A 19,632-nucleotide genomic window follows, 5' to 3' on the forward strand; every position below is an offset into this window, starting at 1 on the left:
TATTGTATTCATCATTGCTAATTGTTTCTTGGAATCTTTGATTCATGAGGGTCGGAGGTTGGATACTCTAACAGTTTTTCCAATCTTGCTTCCAGTTCAGGGGTAATCACATGTTCGATGGTGTCTGCATCTTCATGCACATGATCTGGTGCTATTCTTAGATACTTCGTAAGGTAAAGTTCCCATAGTCTATGTAGCCTGGTGATGCGTTTTCCTTTCTCAAAGCCCTCATTGGTAAGAAACCAGGTGCCATTGTTTCTCTCAACATATCCGTTTACACGAAGTTTTCGTAATCCTTTGGCTAGCTGGGCGGGAGAGAAGTTCCGTATTAATTGAAGATCATTTACAGCTACTTTGCTGAAATGATCACCACTGTTTTCACCTATTCGGTAGAATGCTTTTAGCAGGTTCTCTTCTAGCAGTTGTTTTCTAATAGAAAATCTTCGCCACTGTCTGATAACAATTCCTTTGCTGGGTGCGAAAAAGAACGAAATCAACGCGATTATGGATAGGATCATCACCATCCAAGGTCCGGTAGGCATGGAGGGCGCACTGTAAGAGATAAAAGCTCCGCTAATACCTGAAAAAGCTCCAAATATGGAAGCCAGTAAGATCATTCTGGATAGTCTGTTTGTCCAATACCTGGATGCAGCCGCCGGAGTAATTAACATGGCTGCCATAAGTACAACTCCGACTGCTTGGATGCCTGTAACTACGGCCAAAACCGTGATAGATGTTAGGATCATTTCCAGTCGTTTGATAGGAAGCCCTATTACTTTGGCAAATTGAGGGTCGAAACTGATCAGTTTAAATTCTTTGTAGAACAAGAATACAGTCAGTAAGACAATTACAGCAATGATGCTAAAGGCCATCAAGTCTTTACCGACCAGTGCTGCTGCTTTTCCAAACAGGAAAGTATCCAGCCCACTTTGCGAGGCATTGCCTGAATGTTGGATATAAGTCATTAGTAAAATACCCACTCCGAAAAAGACCGATAATGATAATCCGGTCGCTGCATCTTCTTTGATTTTGGTGTTTTGAGTGATTCCATCCATTACGATATTGGAAATCCATCCGGATATAAAAGCACCAATGATTAATAGAAATGGATCCTTACTTCCGGATGCAATAAACGCAATACATATCCCTGGTAATACCGCATGGGAAATCACATCCCCGACGAGTGATTTCTTTTTGATAAAAGTGAAGCAGCCTACTACAGCGGAACTTATAGAAAGCAGGATGGTGCCAAACACCACATATTTGATGTTAGGATACTTGAAAGAAAAGAATTCAATCAATGTTTCCATTATTGCTTTTCTCTTGCTTTAAATTCTCCTTTTTGAACCAGTTCTCCGACTTCTGTCAATAGTGTTAGCTTACCACCGTATGTTTCTTCCAGAAGTTGTGGCGTAAACACCTGCTTTGTGGGTCCTGAGGCCACTAATCGTAAATTCAAAAGTATCACCCATTCAAAATACGTCTCAACAGATTGCAGATCATGATGTACAACAATGATTGTTTTACCCTCTTTTGAAAGATCCTGAAGTATTTTGAAAATGGCTTTTTCAGTGGCAGCATCCACTCCTGCAAATGGCTCATCCAGAAAATAAATATCCGCATTTTGAGTAAGTGCTCGTGCAAGAAATACCCGTTGTTGTTGTCCTCCTGAAAGTTGAGAAATCTGACGCTTGGAATATTTTTCCATGCCGACCATTTCAAGGGCTTTTAAAGCGGCCTCTTTGTCGGCTTTTCTAGGGTTCTTAAAAAGCCCAAGGCTTGCATAGCGGCCCATTAATACTACATCCAATACGGAAGCAGGGAAGTCCCAATCTACCGATTCTCTCTGGGGAACATAACTTACTCGTTTTCTTACCTCGTCCAGCTCCTGATCAAAAAGTTTGACATATCCGGAATTCATTTCTACCAGATCCATGATGGCTTTTATCAGCGTTGATTTCCCCGCGCCATTTGGGCCAATGATTCCACAAAGTGCACCCTTTGGAAGTGAGAGGTCTATGCCCCATAAAACCGGCTTTTTATCATAGCTGACTGTCAGGTCATGTATTTCCAGAACCGGATTTTCTACTTGTTTTATATAGCTATTGGACATTGGACTTTAGTTTTTGGATGAATGCATTAAGTCTCTTTTTCATCCTGACTAGTGACCCACTTAATGATTCGTAATCTCCATTTTGGAGAATGCCTATTTCATTTATGAAAAAAAGTAGGTATTCTACTTCTGAAGCTGAACCCATAGCAATGTCGCAGAATCTTTTCAGGTCTTTTTGGCTGCCTCTTCCACATCCCTCCGCTAAATTGGTTGGTATTGATAATGCACTTCGTCTTAACTGGCTCGTTAAGCCAAATTTTTCGTCTGACGGGAAGTATGAGGATACCCTATAGCAATCTAAAGCTATTTGATGGGCTTCTTTCCAAACTTCTAAATTTTTAAAATCTCTCATATTTAACAGCTAAATAGCCAAAAGCTACTTTAATGCATTTACGATCGTTTCTACATTGCTTCTGAACATTCCAATGTAGGTTCCTTCTTCAGTGCCCAGCTCTCCCATGGCATCAGAATAAAGGTATCCACCGATTTTCACATCGTGACCTTTTTCCTTACATCCAGTTACAACTGCATTGATTGATTTTTCAGAAACACTGGTTTCAACAAAAATTGCCTTGACATCATTCTCAATTATCAAATCAATGATTTCAGCAATATCCTTCAATCCAAAATCAGCTACTGTTGAAATGCCTTGAAGCGCTTCGACCTGAATGTCATATGCATCTCCGAAGTAGACAAACGCATCATGTGCAGTTACCAAAATGCGCTGTTTTTCCGGTATCTCACTTATTCTGCTTTTTACATATGCATCCAGACTATCAAGCTTATTGAAATAAGATTGAGTGTTTTTCTCATAAAATTGCTGGTTGCTAGAATCCAACTTAATAAGCGCATGCGAAATAGCCTTAACCGCATACTTCCAGCGTTTTACATCAAACCAAATGTGAGGGTCAAAGGCATCTTCATAACCAATCGCTGATTTTAACATTTCCTTTGGAACTGACTCTGCTGCGGCAACCACAGGTTTCTGCCTTCCTAACTTCTTGAGTATTTCACTCATTTTTCCTTCCAGCAAAATGCCATTGTAGACGATAAGATTTGCTTTATTGAATTTGGCCAAATCGCCTTGGGTGGCTTTATAGAGGTGTGGATCTACACCGGGCCCCATGATTGCTTCCGCAGTTACTTTATCACCTGCAATATTGACCACAGCATCATATAGCATTCCGGTTGTTGCCACCACATGAGGCTTTCCATTTGGTTTTTCTTGCTTTTTACAGCCAAGTAAAATGATGGATGATATAATAAAAAGACTCAGTAATCTCATTTCGTTTCTGTTAGTGTGATCATTAAATTCTCAGCTACAGCTTTTGAGATAAACTGTTTGGGGCCATCGTCTATGGTGATTGAGACAGACCCATCAAAATCCATTCTTTCCTGAACGTGTATGCGAGACCCTAACTTGATCCCAAGGGAGTCAAGGTGCTGCAATAGGAGGGTGTCGTCATTGTTTACAGCAACTACTATTCCTCTTGAATCTACAGATACATTGGATATGGAAGCTCTGACTGTTTCTTTCATGACACCATCTTCGTTAGGGATTGGGTCACCATGAGGATCCATGGTCGGATACCCTAAAAATTTATCCAGTCGTTTAATTAAAGCTGGTGATTTTATGTGCTCTAATTGTTCTGCGATTTCATGAACTTCATCCCATTTGAATCCCAGCTTCTCTACAAGAAACACTTCCCAAAGACGGTGCTTTCTAATGATGGTTAGCGCAACTTTTTTTCCTTTGGATAGGAGAGTAGCACCTTTATATTTCTGATAACCGATCAATTTTTTTTGTGACAACCTTTTCACCATATCATTGGCTGATGCAGGAGTGGTGCTCATGCTTTCAGCAAGTGAATTGGTATTCACATTAGAGCCACCTTCTTCAGACAAATGATAAATTGCCTTAAGGTAGTTTTCTTCAGTAAAACTTAATTCTGAAACCATAGAGCAAAGGTAGAATTAATTTAGATTAATCTAAAAATTAATTTAGAAATACAATTAATGAAAATTATAAGTATTTATTAATCAGATATGTTATTGCTTATTAACTAATCTATTTAATGAATCCTTAATTTTACTACTTTCATATTCCCAAGTTGCTTCATCTGGATATTCATCTGGGAATAGGTAACTCGGATTTTGAAGTGTCTTAGTAATAACCTGAACATCTAAATTGGAAAAATCGACAGAAATAGCTCCGCCAAGCTGCTCGCCAACACTACTCCATTTAGTGTTTTCCTGAACAATATAAGGCAGCTGATACCTGGAGTATTCATATAGTTTAGTTGGGATTTTATCTTGATTTACATCAGTCGGAGAATAGGTAATCAGTCCAAGATTTGAATTCATTATCGCATCCAATATCTCCCGGTGAGGTATTGGATATTTTGAGATTCTTAATGTTATTCCCTGATGCATTTTAGCTTCCGATTTCAGTTTCTTTTTTAATTCATCATCGTGAATCTGACCAATTATATGCAGAGAAGAATCGGGAAAATTCGACTGAACGGAATGATAGCATGCCAGAGCTATATCAATCCCAGAATAATAGGATAGTGTTCCGGAAAATAACATACGGACTGGTCTAGTTTGTCTTTCCGAAATAGGGTGGAAGGAAGCCTTGTTTTCTAAGACAACACATTTTGTTTTCACAAAAGAAAGCTCATTCTGATAGCATGATTCGGCGAGCCAATACTCATCTATAAAATGTCTTGAGAAGGTTTCTTTAAATCTGATCAATGATGCATATATACGCTTGAAAAATGATGTGTTTATAGAATTGAGATTGGCATAATAGTTTTCTTGTACATCATATATGATCTTACAACGGGTAATCAGCTTTACAATTAAGGCGACATTTAATAATTCATGCGTTGTTATTATTAGAATTGAGGGATTTAATTTGAGGGTTTGAAATAAGATTTTCTCACGGATGATCAGACGTTTCAGCCATTGGTTTCTATTGACCTGGTGAGGATGTAAATGAATATTCTTGTCACTAATATCTTTTTTCGGAGCATTTCCTATGATATTAACTTCATATTTATTTGTTTTCGCAATTGATTGGGAGAGTTTCCAATATGCCCGCACATCATCTGCAGGTTTTAATATTGATGCAATCACAATCCTTTTCTTCATATCACTGTAAATATTGAATATTACATGGAATTAAAAAACCTCATAGAGGCGGCCTGGGAAGATCGATCTCTGGTAAACAAAAAGGACGTTGCTGTTGCTATTAAAACAGTGATTGAAGAGCTTGATAATGGCAAACGGCGCATTGCAGAGCCATCAGGAGATGAATGGATCGTTAATGAGTGGCTTAAAAAGGCAGTCATCTTATATTTTCCGTTAATGAAGATGCAGCTCATAGAAGTAGGACCGTTTCAGTTTCATGATAAAATAAAACTAAAATCAAATTACGATCAATTGGGTGTTCGTGTGGTTCCTCATGCGATTGCAAGATACGGCGCATTTATTCAAAAGAATACCGTACTAATGCCAAGCTATGTAAATATCGGGGCATATGTAGATGAGGGTACCATGGTTGATACCTGGGCGACTGTAGGTAGTTGTGCTCAAATAGGTAAGAACGTACATTTAAGCGGAGGTGTTGGTATTGGTGGTGTCTTAGAACCTGTACAAGCAGCTCCTGTTATTATAGAAAATAATGCATTCATTGGCTCCAGATGTATAGTTGTGGAAGGGGTAAGAATAGGTAAAGAAGCCGTTCTTGGCGCTAATGTGGTATTGACTGCTAGCTCAAAGATCATTGATGTCACAGGATCTGAACCAAAAGAATATAAAGGATTTGTCCCACCACGTTCTGTGGTGATACCAGGTACAATTCCCAAAAAATTCCCTGCAGGAGAGTTTCAAGTACCCTGCGCCTTGATTATCGGTCAAAGAAAGGAAAGTACCGATAAAAAGACCTCATTGAACGAAGCTTTAAGAGAAAATAACGTTTCCGTTTAATTCATGGCATTTTAGTTGTAGCTACTATGGGCGTACCAACTTTAAAGACTATGAAAATCCTAATGTTCATGCTTTTGGGAGTGCTGACACAAGCACAACCAATGATGAAGGAAAAGCCTGTGAGTAAAGGTGAAGTGCTTCAATTCAGATTGGCTTATGGCTGGTTTACAATAGGTAGAGGCTCGTTTAAAGTCTCTGACGACTATGTGATGAGGGATGGAAAGAAATGTCTGAAAATTGATGTCGAGGGAAAAACCGCTGGACTGGCTGGTGTATTTTCAAGGGTTGATGATAGATGGGGAGCATTGATTGATAGTGATTCGTTTTTACCCTATTATTCTTACAGAGACCTTTCTGAGGGTGATTACGAGCTGGAAGAAGAGGTGTATTTCGATTATGACTCGATGCACATTCAGTTTGAACAGGAATCTGCCAACGAGGAGCAACCTCGTCCAACCCGATATTTTGATATTGAAGAAGAAGGCGTATTCGATATGATGGGAGGCTTAATGTATGCCAGAAGTATTGATTACAGAAAACTCAATAAAGGCGATACAGTACAGCTAGATGCATTTTTTGACAAAAAGTTTTACGATTTCAAAATGATCTATCATGGTATAGAAATGATCAAATCAAAAGTAGGAGAGATCAATTGTCACAAAGTAGTCCCGATCATGGAGAAGAATAGTGTGTTTGTAGGGAGAGACGCTGTAACCTTCTGGGTATCTGCAGATGCCAATCGTTTACCTCTCAAGGTTTCTGCTAATATGAAGTTTGGTACGGCTTATTGTGAACTCACCGGATACAAAAACGTAAAAAGCGGTATCGATTTTCAATAATAGGTCTACTTTTGCGGACTTTAAGAAATTTCATGAAACACGTACTCCAAATTTTTCTTGCATCGCTATTGATTGCATGTAATAGTCAAGACTCGATCAGTGGAGATGATTACTTTGATGATGGTGAATATCGTAAGGCAGCTGAAGCTTATACATCTTACTTAGCTACTCACCCGGATCATGTAAAAAGTCTATACAACAGAGGTAGATCTTATGAGGAGATAGGTGAAATAGACAAGGCGATTGAAGATTTTGAAAAAATCATTGAAATTGATCCCAAGCATGTTTCTTCTTATTTAAGCCTTGCAAAGATTTCATATAACAACAAAGACTTCAACAAAGTGTTGATCTATACCGGATCAGTGATTGATTTGAATGAAAACCTAGCTCAGGCTCATTTCCTGGCAGGAAGAGCAGAGCATCAACTTGGGTATTTAGATCAGGCCCTCGAATCCTACAACAACGCCATCTCTATTAATAGGGATTTTGGTGAAGCCTATTTATACCGAGGGGCCGTCAAAGTTGGTAAAGAACGTATAAACTCTGCATGTGAAGACTTTAAATTCGCAAAGTCCTTGAACGTAGCAGAAGCAGATAATGCCATCGACGAATACTGTAAGTAATCAGTATAAATCACATAATAAATCCGAATATCAGGTAGCAGATGATTGCTAGCCCACCTGTAAAGAGGGCATAGGGTAATTGAGTTCTTACATGATCAATATGGTCACAGCCTGAAGCCACCGAAGCAATCAGTGTTGTATCTGATATAGGTGAACAATGATCTCCGAAAACTCCGCCACCCAGTACAGCAGCTATCACTAAGTATAGGTTGGCATCCACCGCAAAACTTAGCGGAACGCCTATTGAAATCATTATCGCAAAAGTGCCCCATGATGTACCTGTTGCAAATGCAATAAAGCTACTGATGAGGAATATGAGTGCGGGAGCAACTTCAGGGATCAACCACGAAGAAGTTACCCTTGAAACGTAGATTCCAGTGCCTAGCTCGTTACAAAGATTTCCGATTGCGAATGCCAGCACCATCAATACAGCCATTACTACCATATCATTCATTCCTTTAAATGATTCCTCAATGAAGGACTTGATCGTAATCATTTTTTGAAATCCATACATAATGGCAGCCGTTAAGAATCCAGCAAAGCACGCATTCAAAACAGCTTCTGACCCTGACCCATTGCTAATACTACTCCAAACTTTATCAGTAAACGCTCCTTCAAGTGTAGCATCCCATCCGCCGTAGATTAAGAAAAAGGGCATGGTTAGCACCATCATTGCGATTGGAATGACCATGTTAAGCGGAGAGGATGTTTTTTCTGAAGATTCCTCGATTTTTTCCTCATCAGCTTCAGCCTTCAATTCTGTAACACGCTTCATCTCCCCGTATTCTTTTCCTGATAGCGAAAGCCAGAATACAAAGGCAAGTGTCAGAATCGCATAAAAGTTGAATGGAATAGAGTAGATGAGGGTAGTGAATGGATCTACGTTGGGAAACGCCAATAACAAACCCATGACATATGCTCCCCACGCATTTAACGGGAACAAAACACACGAAGGAGCTGAACTTGAATCAGCCAAGTATGCGAGCTTTTCTCTAGGTATTTTATGCTTATCAAATAGAGGTCTGAAGATGGTGCCTACTGTTAAGATTGAAATGTTGGATTCAACAAAGATTAGGAAGCCTGTAAGAGCTGAGGTAGCTTGAATCTTACCTTTGAAGTTGCTTTGTCCTGCTAACCTTTTCTGCACCCACCCAATAAATCCGTTGATACCGCCTGAGTATTTAATCAGCTGAATCAACGCTCCAATGATAAGTGTAAGGATGATGGTTCGAGTGTTGCCTTTGCTTTGGAATACATCTACAAAAGCTGTGATGGTAGCGAGCATACCTTCAAAAAGGTTGCCTTCTTGAATAATAAGGTAACCAACAAATATCCCCAGGGAAAGGGAAAAAACCACCTGTTTGGTACGTATGGCTAATCCAATAGCTAGAATAGGAGGTATAAGGGACCAAAATCCATAATCAGTCATGTATCGTAGGTTATTTTTTAACTTTTGTTAATGATTCATCTGGTTCAGCAGACATTGCATGATAGGGGTACGATGTAAATATGTAGCTAATGGCCTTTTCGATTGCCTTAGTAGCTCTCTTTTCTTTTCTCTCTTGTCTCATATCAAAGCTCCCTTGCCATACGAGCTTCTTTCTATCATCTTTTATTTCAAGGAGAATAATAGACTCATAGATGGTTCGAGTGTTGACACGCATTATTGGATAAAAGAGATCTCGACTGGCATTCGTTTCCGTGCGGGTATTTGATGACACCTCATATCGTAGCGTCAGGTCAGGAGAAATGTTTGATTGCACATATGATCTTTCTTTCATTTCCTGATGAATGTTCTCCTTTATAAGATCAAAAATCAATGTATTCTCAGGTGTTACGTTTTTAGAATCTGACCGGGCACTGACTAGCCGATAGGTTTCATAGGTTTGAAAGGGTGCCTGATCATTTAGATAGGAAACAATTTTCGGACTGCAGGCAGTCGAGGCTATCAGTATTAATAAAAGCCACTTTTTCATTAGCGGCTAAATTATCAATTTAGGGTGACTTAAAAGTTTAATTTATTTATCTCAATATTTAATTGACTTCCTAAGCATAATCATCCCTTTATTTGGCAAATAGCCATAATAATTCTTCGATTTATTCAATTAATTATATTTTTAAAGGGGTTATTACGTGTACTCATCGAAATTATTTATACTTTTCATAGTGATAGCATCATGTTTGATATTGGGTATCAAAAACCTGTCATGGCGAAAAGACTATTTTACTTCACACTTACCCTTGTTGGTTTTTGCTCAGTTCTAGCTCAAGAACCTGTTAAGACTGAAACAAAACTTGCTGGAGTTTACCAGGGAAAGACGCTTTTCGTTCAAAACCCATATGATAAGCAAAGCAAAGAGTTTTGCGTTGAGTCTGTGTATGTGAACGAAAGAAGGTTGAATCTTAATTACAGGCTGAGTGCACTTAAAATTGATTTTGACGGGTTTGATATGTATACCCCTGTAAAAATCAGGCTAGAGCACAGAGACACACTTTGCGTGCCGGTGATTATAAATCCTGAGGCAATTCTCTTTCATACGATATTCAGGTTTTCAGAAATTTCATTGACAGATTCAGCTTTGGTTTGGGAAACCAAAGGAGAGACCGGAGTTGGAACATTCGAAATAGAACGTTTGAACAATGGAATATGGATAGAAAAGGAAAGCATGCCTTCAAGAGGGAGGTATGAGGGTGCGCGATACACCTATTTTCCTAATCTTGAAGAAGGAGCAAATAAATATCGTATTAAATACATTTTCCCACGTGGAAGCCGAACAAGGTATCTCTATTCAAGAGAGGTAGATTTCGATTTCTATCCAGAGCCTGTTGAGTTCAAACCAAAATCAGCGAAGACAAGACTGTACTTATCACGGTCTACTCACTACGAAATCTATGATCAGGCCCGCAGACTGGTGCATGAGGGACAAGGAAATGAAATCGACGTAACCGTCCTTCGTGCAGGAACATACGTGATCTATTTCAATGGAAAAGATCCCGGTACGTTTATAAAAGAATGACTAAAAGAAGTTTACTCCGAAGAATCGCCCTAGAAAAGTAAAGATGAATACAAGTGTCAATAGGATAGGACACAGATAGCTTACTGCAAAATCAATGTATTTCTCTTTCCAAGTACCTTCCAAATTCGGGTTACCCACTCTCAATTCTTCAATTAAATTATGCTTTTTCCACACATAAGCAGCAAAAATTGTGATCAAAACTCCGCCTAATGGCAGCAGGGTGTCTGATCCAACATGCTCAACAAACGTCATAAAGCTAGCAGGGGATGATGCCCCAACATATGTGATAAAACTGGTAAACAATTCAGAATATCCGTTAGAGACAAGAGACGGTATACCCAGTAAAAATATTAATGTGGCGATTAACCAAACAGATGTTTTTCTGGAGGCTTTAAATTCGTCAACCACATAGGTGACTGGTACCTCGAGTAAGGACACTGTAGACGTCAACGCCGCGAATGAAAGTAGGAGGAAGAACAAAGCACCAACTACTATTCCCAATGTAGAACCTAAGGACTCAAAAACGCCCGGAAGTGTCACGAATATAAGTCCGGGACCCCCTGAAAATCCTTCCATGGTTCCATCGGTCAGGTAGGCAACAAATGGAAACATCATCAATCCTGCCAGAAAAGCTATGCCAACATCTGTTAATGTGATATATGCGGCTGATGATACGATATTATCTCCTCTTGAGATGTAACTGCCATAAGTAATCAACGCTCCCATTCCGAGTGAAAGAGAAAAGAATGCTTGACCGAGTGCATTGTAAATAACTTCCGGTGTAACCTCACTAAATTCAGGGATCAGGTAATATGAAATTCCTTTCATAGCATTCGGTAGCGAAGAAGCATAGAATGTTAGCAATAGAATCATAATTACAAGCGAAGGCATTAAGAACTTGGCTGCTTTTTCAATTCCTCCGGAAATTCCTTTAGAAACGATAAATGCTGTTATGGCCATAAAAACAAGTCCATACAAGCCTACGTTGATTACATCATTGGTGAATTGAGAAAAATTCTGGCCAATGCCAAAATTTCCTTTCACCATTTCAAGAAAGTAACCAAATGCCCAACCGGCCACTACATTGTAAAAGGAAAGGATAAGGACCCCACTTAAAATACCCATTAGACCCAGAAACTTCCAGTTTTTAAAACCCAAAGCAGCGTAAGCACCTACCGGGTTTTTCTGAGTTTTTCTACCAATGGCAATTTCAGTTACCATTACGGGGAAGCATAGGATAAAAGCAAATGCAAGATATATGAGAACGAAGGCGGCACCACCACCATCTGCAACTTCAAAAGGGAATTTCCAAATATTACCAAGACCTACGGCAGATCCGGCAGCTGCCAGAATGAAACCAAGTTTGCTGGAAAAGTTTCCTCGAGAACTCATATATATGATGCTTAAGATTTAGGTTAAAGCGCCAAATATAGCAAAAGGAAGGTACCCACAAAGGGCATTTATATATTCGGCTACATCATATCTTCTTCATCCACTTCTATCTCATAAGGATAGTTGAATAGATGGTTCGCTTTTATTGATTCAGCCACTCTGTTTGGAACATGATCTTCCCAACCATCCTCATCATTTTGAATCATTTCTAACACCTGATCAGAGATGATATGAAGATTGTCAGTTTTAGCATCAGGAATGCTGAGGATTTTTTGATTTTCTATGAAATAGTAGAATAAGCTCTGTAGGTGTCTTTCAGGCTCAAAATCATTTCCTGTCCTTATTTCACCAGACTTGGAGTCGATGATAGGGTAGACGAATAACTTAACGTTGCTACCAAATAAGCGGGCAAAGGATTCAAGAATACCACCATCCAGACTCTTATAATATTTCTCGTCAAATATCTGACTAAGGTTATTTAATCCGATGATGATACCTAAGGTCTTATCCTTTATAAACTGTGATAAGTATCCTGCCAGCTTGTAGTGCTCTTGATAGTTTGATATCATCACATTCTGTCCAAGGGAGCAGAGAAGATCTACTCGATCCAGATAGTCTTGTTCATCAAGTTCTCCTGCAAGGGTGAGGTCTTTAAGCGTGATTTCTACTACCGACACAATGTCCTTGGCATGTCCCAATTCTTTTTTGAAAGCTCTCATTCCGGTAATCATCATGTCTACGTTAACGTGAGTAACGGGTCTGAACCTTCCCCTTAGGACAATTGCGTTTTTCCTGTAAATAATATCCGAAGGAAGAATGACATTCTTATCCGGACCAAACATTGCCACCTTGGTCAATCCATTTTTGACAAGCTTGAGAGTCATCAATCGGTTATCAACATGGTGAAAGTCAGGGCCTGAGATACTAAACATGTCGATCTCTAATCTGTCTTTTCTGACATTGTCAACTAGAGAGTCAATGATTTCTTCTGGTGTATTGAATGTATAACACGAATGAATAAGATTGACACCTACGATTCCTAAAACCTGCTGCTGCCATTCTGCATCACGATCCTTTAACGTAACATGAATGATACACTCATTGGGTTTGGTCATTGCATGCTTTTGAAACCTGATGCCTAGCCACCCATGTCCAACATTGCTTCGATTGTAGTTAATTGTCTCTACAGTATTGGCAAATGCGAAGAAGTTACTCTTCTTAGCTCGCTGTGTCAACCGCTGATCGAGCAAAGAGTACTCACGATCGAGCATACGCAGGAGTTTTTCCTGGGAGACGTACCTGTCACATTTTCCATAAATGGCATCACTAAATGTCATGTCATAAGCAGACATGGTTTTAGCAATGGTGCCGGATGCAGCTCCGGCTTTAAAGAAGTATGCGGCTACTTCCTGTCCTCCACCAATCTCAGCAACTGTGCCGTAAATTCGGGTATCAAGATTCAGCTGTAAAGCTTTCTCTTTCGTGGTTAACTTCTTGTCGAATTCTTCCATGTGTTGGATGCTCTTGCGTCCATTACAAAGCTATTTTGAATTGTGTCTAAAACAAACTTGTAAACAAAAAAACCGACCAAAGGCCGGTTTTGTTAGTTACGTAGAATGAGTTTGCTTAGTTGTATAATGAATATGGAAACCTATTTTCCTTAATCATTACATCAGCAACAGCTTGTCTTAATTCCTTGGTGTTGATTGGATCCAATTTTGTAAATCGTTTCATTCCCATCAACATGACGCGGAGTTCGTCACCTTCTGCAAAGCATGCAACCGCCTCATCTCCTGCGTTTTTGATTTTAATCACTGCTTCATTCAGATAAAGTTTAGCCATGTTTTGGTATAGTGAGCTTCCCTCATCACCATATTTTTCCATTAGCTTCTCTGTTCTCAATAGGGTAGACTCTGCTACGTAAACTTCAATCAACATGTCAGCAAGACTCATTAATACTTCTTGCTCCTGATCTAGCTTCGGCCCAAATTTCTCTGCAGCTTTACCGGCTGCCATCAATACTGCTTTCTTAAGGTTTTTAATTACTTCTTTTTCTTTTGCCAAAGGAACTGATAGGTCAGGCGTTTCAAATGAAGGAACTCCGGTCAACTCTTTTCCTACTTCCGTAGCAGGTCCAAGTAAATCAATTTCACCTTTCATGGCTTTCTTGAACATCATGCCAACAATGAGCATTCGGTTAATCTCGTTGGTCCCCTCATAAATTCGCGTGATTCTTGCATCTCTGTATGCTCTGGCCATAGGCGCTTCTTCTGAGAATCCCATACCACCATACACTTGCACACCTTCATCTACACAGAAATCAAGTATTTCTGACCCGTGAATCTTAATCATTGCACACTCAATGGCATATTGCTCTACACCTTTAAGCTTGGCCTTGATTGGATCAAGTCCGTCAGATTGTAGCTTTGCGATTAAGTCCTCAATATTCTGACCCGCACGATATGAAGCAGACTCGGTAGCATATGTTTTGGTAGCCATTTTGGCAAGTTTTTGCTTAATGGCACCAAAGCTTGAAATTGGCACACCAAACTGCTTTCTTTCATTCGCATATTGTGTTGATTGTGTAGCAACATCTTTACAGCCATTGATACAACCAGCTCCAAGCTTTATACGGCCAACATTTAGCACATTTACAGCTATTTTGAAACCGTTCTCTCTTTCTGATAATAGATTCTCAACAGGTACTTTGAGATCATTAAAGAATACCTGACGTGTAGAAGATCCTTTGATACCAAGCTTCTTTTCCTCATCATTCATGCTGATACCATCCCAGGTTCTTTCTGCAATAAATGCTGACAGCTTTTTATCATCATCGATTTTTGCAAATACGATTAGTAAGTCAGCAAAACCGGCATTGGAAATCCACATCTTCTGTCCATTGATCACATAATGCTTACCATCATCAGATAGCACTGCTTTGGTTTTTCCTGAGTTTGCATCAGACCCTGCATCCGGCTCGGTAAGACAGTAGCACGCTTTCCACTCACCTGATGCTAATTTTGGAAGATATTTTTTCTTTTGTTCTTCTGTTCCATAATAGAGGATAGGTAAGGTGCCAATTCCTGTGTGCGCACCGTATGCGGTTGAGAATGAACCCGCTGAAGCCATCATGTCGGCAATCAACATACCTGTATTAAAACTCATCCCTAATCCACCATACTCTTCCGGGATAGTGACACCTAAAAGGCCAAGTTCACCAGCTTTGTCCATAAGAGAAGGCATCAGGCCTTCTTCCATACTTTCAATCCTCTCGGTATTAGGATTTATTTCTTTATCAATAAAGTCTAATGTGGCGGCTGCCATCATTTTTTGCTCTTCTGAGAATTCTTCAGGAATGAATACATCCTGAGCGTGAGTTTCTTTGATCAAAAATTCACCGCCTTTTAATGCGGTTTTTTCTGCTACTGCTTCCATTTGTTGATATCTATTTTCTTTGTTTTAATTAAAAATACTCTGCATGCATAACAAATATACCAAAAAATACTCTGCATGCATAACATTTTAAAAAATATTTAAAGGATGGTATTTACTATTATTGCTCTCTCAAATAGTATTGACAATTCAGCCTATAAAATTGACAGTTGAGTAACACTAAGTTGATGTTGAGCAGTGCAGGGTTCAGCTTTGAAAGAAAAACTAAAAATGAAAAAACTACTCTTTTTATCTGTAGCATGTTTTGTTGCTATATCAGCCTACTCACAAGATCAATGTGAACTGGTAGTCAAGATTGAAAACATCAAAAAAGTAAAAGGATCTTTGAAGGTTGCCCTTTATAATCATGAGGATCATTTCCTTTCGAAGGAGGTAATGAGTGATGGAAAACTTATTGATTCCAGTACCATGGAATTCTCTTTTAAAGGGTTAGGGCAAGGAACCTATGCTGTTTCCATTTATCAGGATGAAAATGATAACGGTAAGCTGGATGCCAATTTCATGGGTATTCCTTCCGAACCATATGCTTTCTCCAATAATGCAAAGGGGATGTTTGGTCCACCAAGTTTTCAGGATTGCCAGTTTGAAATAAAAGAAGGAGCTAAGCAAATAATTATATCACTGTGAGTACTTACTGGAAAAAACACTGGAAGTATCATTTAATCAGTAGTCTGCTGATAGTACCACTGGGAGGCACTATCAACATGGTATTTTTATGTAATAATTGTCTTGATGAGCCTTTTTTATTCTCTGACAATTTCTGGTTGAGTTTTACCTATAGTGGGGTAGCCTGGGTTTCTTTTTGGAAAGGAAGCGAGCTGATGGTTGATTTTTGGGATAGTAAAATCCCATGGATTAAAGCACCTATTAAGCGCTTTATTCTCAGCTTATTTTCAATAGTAGTTTTTGTTTATCTGGTAGTATGGGGTCTAGACCTGTTTTTCGATTTAATCGTACTTGAAAAATCCTGGGAAGACACGATTAAAGATACTGGAGCGCCTTTTTGGTCTACGTTATGGATCACTTTGGGTATCAACGTGTTTATGCATGGCAGAGCTTTTTTGCTATCATGGCGTCAATCAGCAATCGATAATGAGCGTCTTAAAACAGAGCAGGTTGCCTCTCAGTATAACAGCCTTAAAAATCAGGTGAATCCTCACTTTTTATTTAATTCCCTTAATGTACTTAGTACGCTAGTGTATGACAATCAGGATAAAGCAGTTGAGTTTATTAGAAAGTTGTCACAAGTTTATCGCTACGTACTGGAGAGCAAGGATGAGGAGGTAGTTCCTATACAGAAGGAAATGGATTTCGTACAGAATTTTGCCTTTCTACAAAAGATTCGATTTGGTGATAATTTGAATTTTAAAATTGGAGAAATCCAGAGCAACAAGTTCGTACCTCCATTAGCTATTCAAATCTTAGCTGAAAATGCCATTAAACACAATGTGGTTAGTGAGAAAGATCCTCTTACTGTAAAAATTGATTTCGACATGGATAGCTGTACAATTTGGAATAACCTCAAAGAAAAAAAGGTGAAGGATTCCACAGGGATCGGATTAAATAATCTGGTGGAGCGTTATAAGTATTTGACAGATACACCAGTCGAAGTTGAAAAAGGTGATGATTTTTTTAAAGTGAAATTACCGCTACTAACAATTGAGTAAATGAGATATATAATAATTGAAGATGAACAGCTGGCAGCTAAAAGGCTGAGAACCTTAATAGAAGATATCCGATCTGACTATGAGTTTGTTGCCAAATTTGATTCAGTTGAGTCTGCATCTATTTCCTTGCCTGCATTAAACTATGATCTGTTGTTTATGGATATTCAACTGGCAGACGGATTGTCTTTCGACATTTTCGACCAGATTGATATTCAAAAGCCAATTATTTTCACTACTGCTTATGATGAATTTGCATTAAAGGCTTTTAAAACGAATAGTGTTGATTATTTACTCAAACCAATTGCAGAGGAGGAATTAGCCAGCGCAGTAAAAAAGTTTGAATCAAATTTCCAAAAACCAAAAACTACTTCAGCACCAATATCAAATGATTTAGATAAACTAATGAAGGCGCTGCAGCCTAGCGGTAAGGAACGATTTGTTGTCAAAGTAGGTGAGCATCTTAAGACGGTTGAAACTCCGGATATTCAGCTTATATACAGTCAGGATAAAGGGACTTATTTATTTACAAAAACTGGTAAGCGATTTTTGGTGGATTATACCTTAGATAAGGTAGAAGAACTAATGAACCCTCAGCAGTTTTTCAGAATATCGAGAAAGTTTATTGTGAGCATACATTACATAAAAGACATTATTGCCTTTACAAACTCTCGTCTTGAGATAGTTATAGACCATTTCGATGATGATCAAATCATTGTTGCTCGTGAAAGAGTAGGAGACTTTAAATCCTGGCTCGACCGATAATTACTGCCATTGGTCAAATTATTTCCGTTTTTCCAGCGTTTCTTATTTATCTTTGAGATAATCAATTATAGATAATAATAAATGTCAGTAGTTACAATGAGCCAGAAAGTAGTGAGGTTCAAAAATAATTTACACGAAGAGTTTAACAAGACGTTAAACCGTAGGGTAAATCAGTATTTCAAAAATTCTAAATATGGCAGGTATGCCAACATGGAAATGGTCACTAAGACCATCTTCATGTTTTTACTTTATTTCGTACCGTACTTCCTGTTTTTATTTGGTATCGTTCAAAGTGTCTGGGTGTATTACCTGATGATGTTTTTAATGGGTCTAGGAAAGGCAGGAATTGGATTATCTGTGATGCATGACGCTAATCACGGAGCATATTCACGAAAGAAATGGGTGAATAACCTTGTTGGATATTCATTAAATATTGTAGGTGGAAATGCGACGAATTGGAAAATTCAGCATAATGTGAAGCATCATACATACACCAATGTGACAGGAATGGACGAAGATATTGCTCCAAAAGGAGGTATCCTTCGATTTGATCCCAATACACCGATTAAGAAGCATCATAAGTGGCAACATATTTATGCGTGGTTCCTATACGGTCTAATGACAATGAGCTGGATCATTGTTAAAGATATTATTCAACTTTCTCAGTACACAAAAGATGGAATGTTGAAAAAGCAAACTAAGAGTATTTCACGAGCATGGGTTTGGTTGATTCTTACCAAGGTATTTTACTATACGTATATCCTTGCTTTACCAATATTATTAACTTCAATTGCTTGGTATCACATTGTTTTAGGGTTCTTCCTAATGCACTATGTTGCCGGGTTTACTTTAGCAATTATTTTCCAGCCTGCTCATGTAATGGAGGATCATACATTCGAAAATGTAGAAAATACAGATGTAGTAGAGGAGAACTGGGCAGTGCATCAGCTAAAAACCACATGCAACTTTGCTCAAAGAAATAAAGCACTCTCATGGTTTGTTGGAGGATTAAATTATCAAATTGAACATCATCTTTTCCCGAATATTTGCCATGTGCACTATAGGAAAATATCAAAGATTGTCAGAAAGACAGCAGAGGAATACAATGTTCCATATCGATCTTACCCAACCTTTATGTCAGCGTTGGTCTCTCATGGAAGAATGCTGTACTCGCTAGGAAGATAAGGATGAAAAAACTTTTAGAAGAAATAAGGAGCTGCACAGTGTGTAGCTCCTTTTTTGTTCATAATCCTCGCCCGATAGTTCAAGCATCACCATCCTCACGATTAGTTATAATAGGTCAAGCTCCCGGTAGAAAGGTGCATGATTCCGGTATTCCATGGGATGATGCAAGCGGTAATAATTTGAGATCCTGGTTGGGCCTCTCTAAAGAGGAGTTTTACGATTCAAACAAGGTAGCCTTGATCCCTATGGGTTTTTGTTATCCGGGTTCAGGAAAATCAGGAGATTTACCACCCAGGCCTGAATGTGCTCCACTCTGGCATGATAGAATACTTGAAGAATGTTCATCAGTATCACTTACGCTGTTAGTAGGTCAGTATGCCCAGAAGTATTATCTAGGTAAAGCAATGAAGGAAAACCTCACCAAAACAGTAACAGCATTTGATGAATACCTGCCTAGATACTTACCATTGCCTCATCCTTCACCTAGAAACCGACTGTGGATCAAGAAAAATCCTTGGTTTGAGCGAGATTTACTCCCAAGTTTAAAAGGACGCATCGAAAATTTAAAACTCAATATATCAAGTTGATTAT

General features: G+C 38.8%; 20 protein-coding genes. 9 read left to right on the forward strand and 11 right to left on the reverse strand.

The annotated features are described in order from the left end of the window. Positions 1–17: 17 nt before the first annotated feature. From ACQK2H_RS10470 to ACQK2H_RS10495, 6 genes are all read right to left on the reverse strand, one after another. Positions 18–1,310, reverse strand: a complete 1,293-nt coding sequence (locus ACQK2H_RS10470; RefSeq protein WP_425391388.1) for an iron chelate uptake ABC transporter family permease subunit — start codon at positions 1,308–1,310, stop codon at positions 18–20. Then, a complete protein-coding gene (locus ACQK2H_RS10475) occupies positions 1,310–2,113 on the reverse strand; it encodes a metal ABC transporter ATP-binding protein (protein WP_425391389.1) in 804 nt (267 codons plus the stop codon). Before ACQK2H_RS10475 ends, ACQK2H_RS10470 begins: the two co-directional genes overlap by 1 nt. Further along, positions 2,103–2,465 (reverse strand): four helix bundle protein, encoded by a 363-nt coding sequence (locus tag ACQK2H_RS10480; protein WP_425391390.1) that lies wholly within the window; start codon positions 2,463–2,465, stop codon positions 2,103–2,105. The genes ACQK2H_RS10475 and ACQK2H_RS10480 overlap by 11 nt, the downstream gene beginning before the upstream one ends. A gap of 24 nt (positions 2,466–2,489) precedes the next feature. After that, positions 2,490–3,398, reverse strand: a complete 909-nt coding sequence (locus ACQK2H_RS10485) for a metal ABC transporter solute-binding protein, Zn/Mn family (protein WP_425391391.1) — start codon at positions 3,396–3,398, stop codon at positions 2,490–2,492. Then, positions 3,395–4,072: a metal-dependent transcriptional regulator gene (locus ACQK2H_RS10490; protein WP_425391392.1), complete on the reverse strand. Its 678-nt coding sequence runs from the start codon at positions 4,070–4,072 to the stop codon at positions 3,395–3,397. The genes ACQK2H_RS10485 and ACQK2H_RS10490 overlap by 4 nt, the downstream gene beginning before the upstream one ends. A gap of 90 nt (positions 4,073–4,162) precedes the next feature. Then, positions 4,163–5,266 (reverse strand): hypothetical protein, encoded by a 1,104-nt coding sequence (locus tag ACQK2H_RS10495; RefSeq protein WP_425391393.1) that lies wholly within the window; start codon positions 5,264–5,266, stop codon positions 4,163–4,165. A 24-nt stretch (positions 5,267–5,290) separates the two neighbouring features. Between ACQK2H_RS10495 and ACQK2H_RS10500 the strand changes: the two genes are divergently transcribed. The 3 genes from ACQK2H_RS10500 to ACQK2H_RS10510 are packed head-to-tail and all read left to right on the forward strand — an operon-like array spanning position 5,291 to position 7,565. Further along, the gene (locus ACQK2H_RS10500; protein ID WP_425391394.1) at positions 5,291–6,103 is read left to right on the forward strand and encodes a 2,3,4,5-tetrahydropyridine-2,6-dicarboxylate N-succinyltransferase; all 813 of its coding nucleotides are present in this window, start codon (positions 5,291–5,293) and stop codon (positions 6,101–6,103) included. Between the two features lie 50 nt (positions 6,104–6,153). Further along, entirely contained in the window at positions 6,154–6,942 is a 789-nt protein-coding gene (locus ACQK2H_RS10505) for a DUF3108 domain-containing protein (protein WP_425391395.1), read from the forward strand. A gap of 32 nt (positions 6,943–6,974) precedes the next feature. Continuing rightward, positions 6,975–7,565: a tetratricopeptide repeat protein gene (locus ACQK2H_RS10510; RefSeq protein WP_425391396.1), complete on the forward strand. Its 591-nt coding sequence runs from the start codon at positions 6,975–6,977 to the stop codon at positions 7,563–7,565. A gap of 10 nt (positions 7,566–7,575) precedes the next feature. Here ACQK2H_RS10510 and ACQK2H_RS10515 read toward each other — a convergent pair whose 3' ends face one another. Together ACQK2H_RS10515 and ACQK2H_RS10520 are read right to left on the reverse strand one after the other, a co-directional pair. Next, the gene (locus ACQK2H_RS10515) at positions 7,576–8,994 is read right to left on the reverse strand and encodes a Na+/H+ antiporter NhaC family protein (RefSeq protein ID WP_425391397.1); all 1,419 of its coding nucleotides are present in this window, start codon (positions 8,992–8,994) and stop codon (positions 7,576–7,578) included. A gap of 10 nt (positions 8,995–9,004) precedes the next feature. After that, complete coding sequence (locus tag ACQK2H_RS10520; RefSeq protein WP_425391398.1) at positions 9,005–9,541, reverse strand: DUF4136 domain-containing protein; 537 nt, start codon at positions 9,539–9,541, stop codon at positions 9,005–9,007. A gap of 231 nt (positions 9,542–9,772) precedes the next feature. Between ACQK2H_RS10520 and ACQK2H_RS10525 the strand changes: the two genes are divergently transcribed. Next, positions 9,773–10,582, forward strand: coding sequence for a hypothetical protein (locus ACQK2H_RS10525; protein WP_425391399.1), 810 nt, complete (start codon positions 9,773–9,775; stop codon positions 10,580–10,582). On the opposite strand, the gene ACQK2H_RS10530 is transcribed toward ACQK2H_RS10525, so the two are convergent. The 3 genes from ACQK2H_RS10530 to ACQK2H_RS10540 form a co-directional block, all read right to left on the reverse strand. After that, positions 10,583–11,974, reverse strand: coding sequence for a sodium-dependent transporter (locus ACQK2H_RS10530; protein ID WP_425391400.1), 1,392 nt, complete (start codon positions 11,972–11,974; stop codon positions 10,583–10,585). It abuts the gene before it with no gap. An 80-nt stretch (positions 11,975–12,054) separates the two neighbouring features. Continuing rightward, positions 12,055–13,485, reverse strand: a complete 1,431-nt coding sequence (locus tag ACQK2H_RS10535; RefSeq protein WP_425391401.1) for a TonB-dependent receptor — start codon at positions 13,483–13,485, stop codon at positions 12,055–12,057. 115 nt (positions 13,486–13,600) lie between these two features. Further along, complete coding sequence (locus tag ACQK2H_RS10540) at positions 13,601–15,409, reverse strand: acyl-CoA dehydrogenase family protein (protein WP_425391402.1); 1,809 nt, start codon at positions 15,407–15,409, stop codon at positions 13,601–13,603. A gap of 228 nt (positions 15,410–15,637) precedes the next feature. On the opposite strand from ACQK2H_RS10540, the gene ACQK2H_RS10545 reads away from it, so the two are divergent. From ACQK2H_RS10545 to ACQK2H_RS10565, 5 genes are all read left to right on the forward strand, one after another. Then, a complete protein-coding gene (locus ACQK2H_RS10545) occupies positions 15,638–16,054 on the forward strand; it encodes a DUF2141 domain-containing protein (protein WP_425391403.1) in 417 nt (138 codons plus the stop codon). Continuing rightward, positions 16,051–17,094 carry a sensor histidine kinase gene (locus ACQK2H_RS10550; RefSeq protein WP_425391404.1) on the forward strand — a complete coding sequence of 348 codons (1,044 nt, stop codon included), beginning with the start codon at positions 16,051–16,053 and terminating at the stop codon, positions 17,092–17,094. The genes ACQK2H_RS10545 and ACQK2H_RS10550 overlap by 4 nt, the downstream gene beginning before the upstream one ends. After that, entirely contained in the window at positions 17,095–17,856 is a 762-nt protein-coding gene (locus ACQK2H_RS10555) for a LytR/AlgR family response regulator transcription factor (protein ID WP_425391405.1), read from the forward strand. Positions 17,857–17,937: 81 nt separating this feature from the next. Then, positions 17,938–19,041, forward strand: coding sequence for a fatty acid desaturase family protein (locus tag ACQK2H_RS10560; RefSeq protein ID WP_425391406.1), 1,104 nt, complete (start codon positions 17,938–17,940; stop codon positions 19,039–19,041). Positions 19,042–19,043: 2 nt separating this feature from the next. Then, positions 19,044–19,628 carry a uracil-DNA glycosylase family protein gene (locus ACQK2H_RS10565; protein ID WP_425391407.1) on the forward strand — a complete coding sequence of 195 codons (585 nt, stop codon included), beginning with the start codon at positions 19,044–19,046 and terminating at the stop codon, positions 19,626–19,628. The last annotated feature ends 4 nt before the right edge of the window (positions 19,629–19,632 follow it).

The sequence above is a fragment of the Ekhidna sp. genome (assembly GCF_965228795.1).
Classification (GTDB): Bacteria; Bacteroidota; Bacteroidia; order Cytophagales; family Cyclobacteriaceae; genus Ekhidna.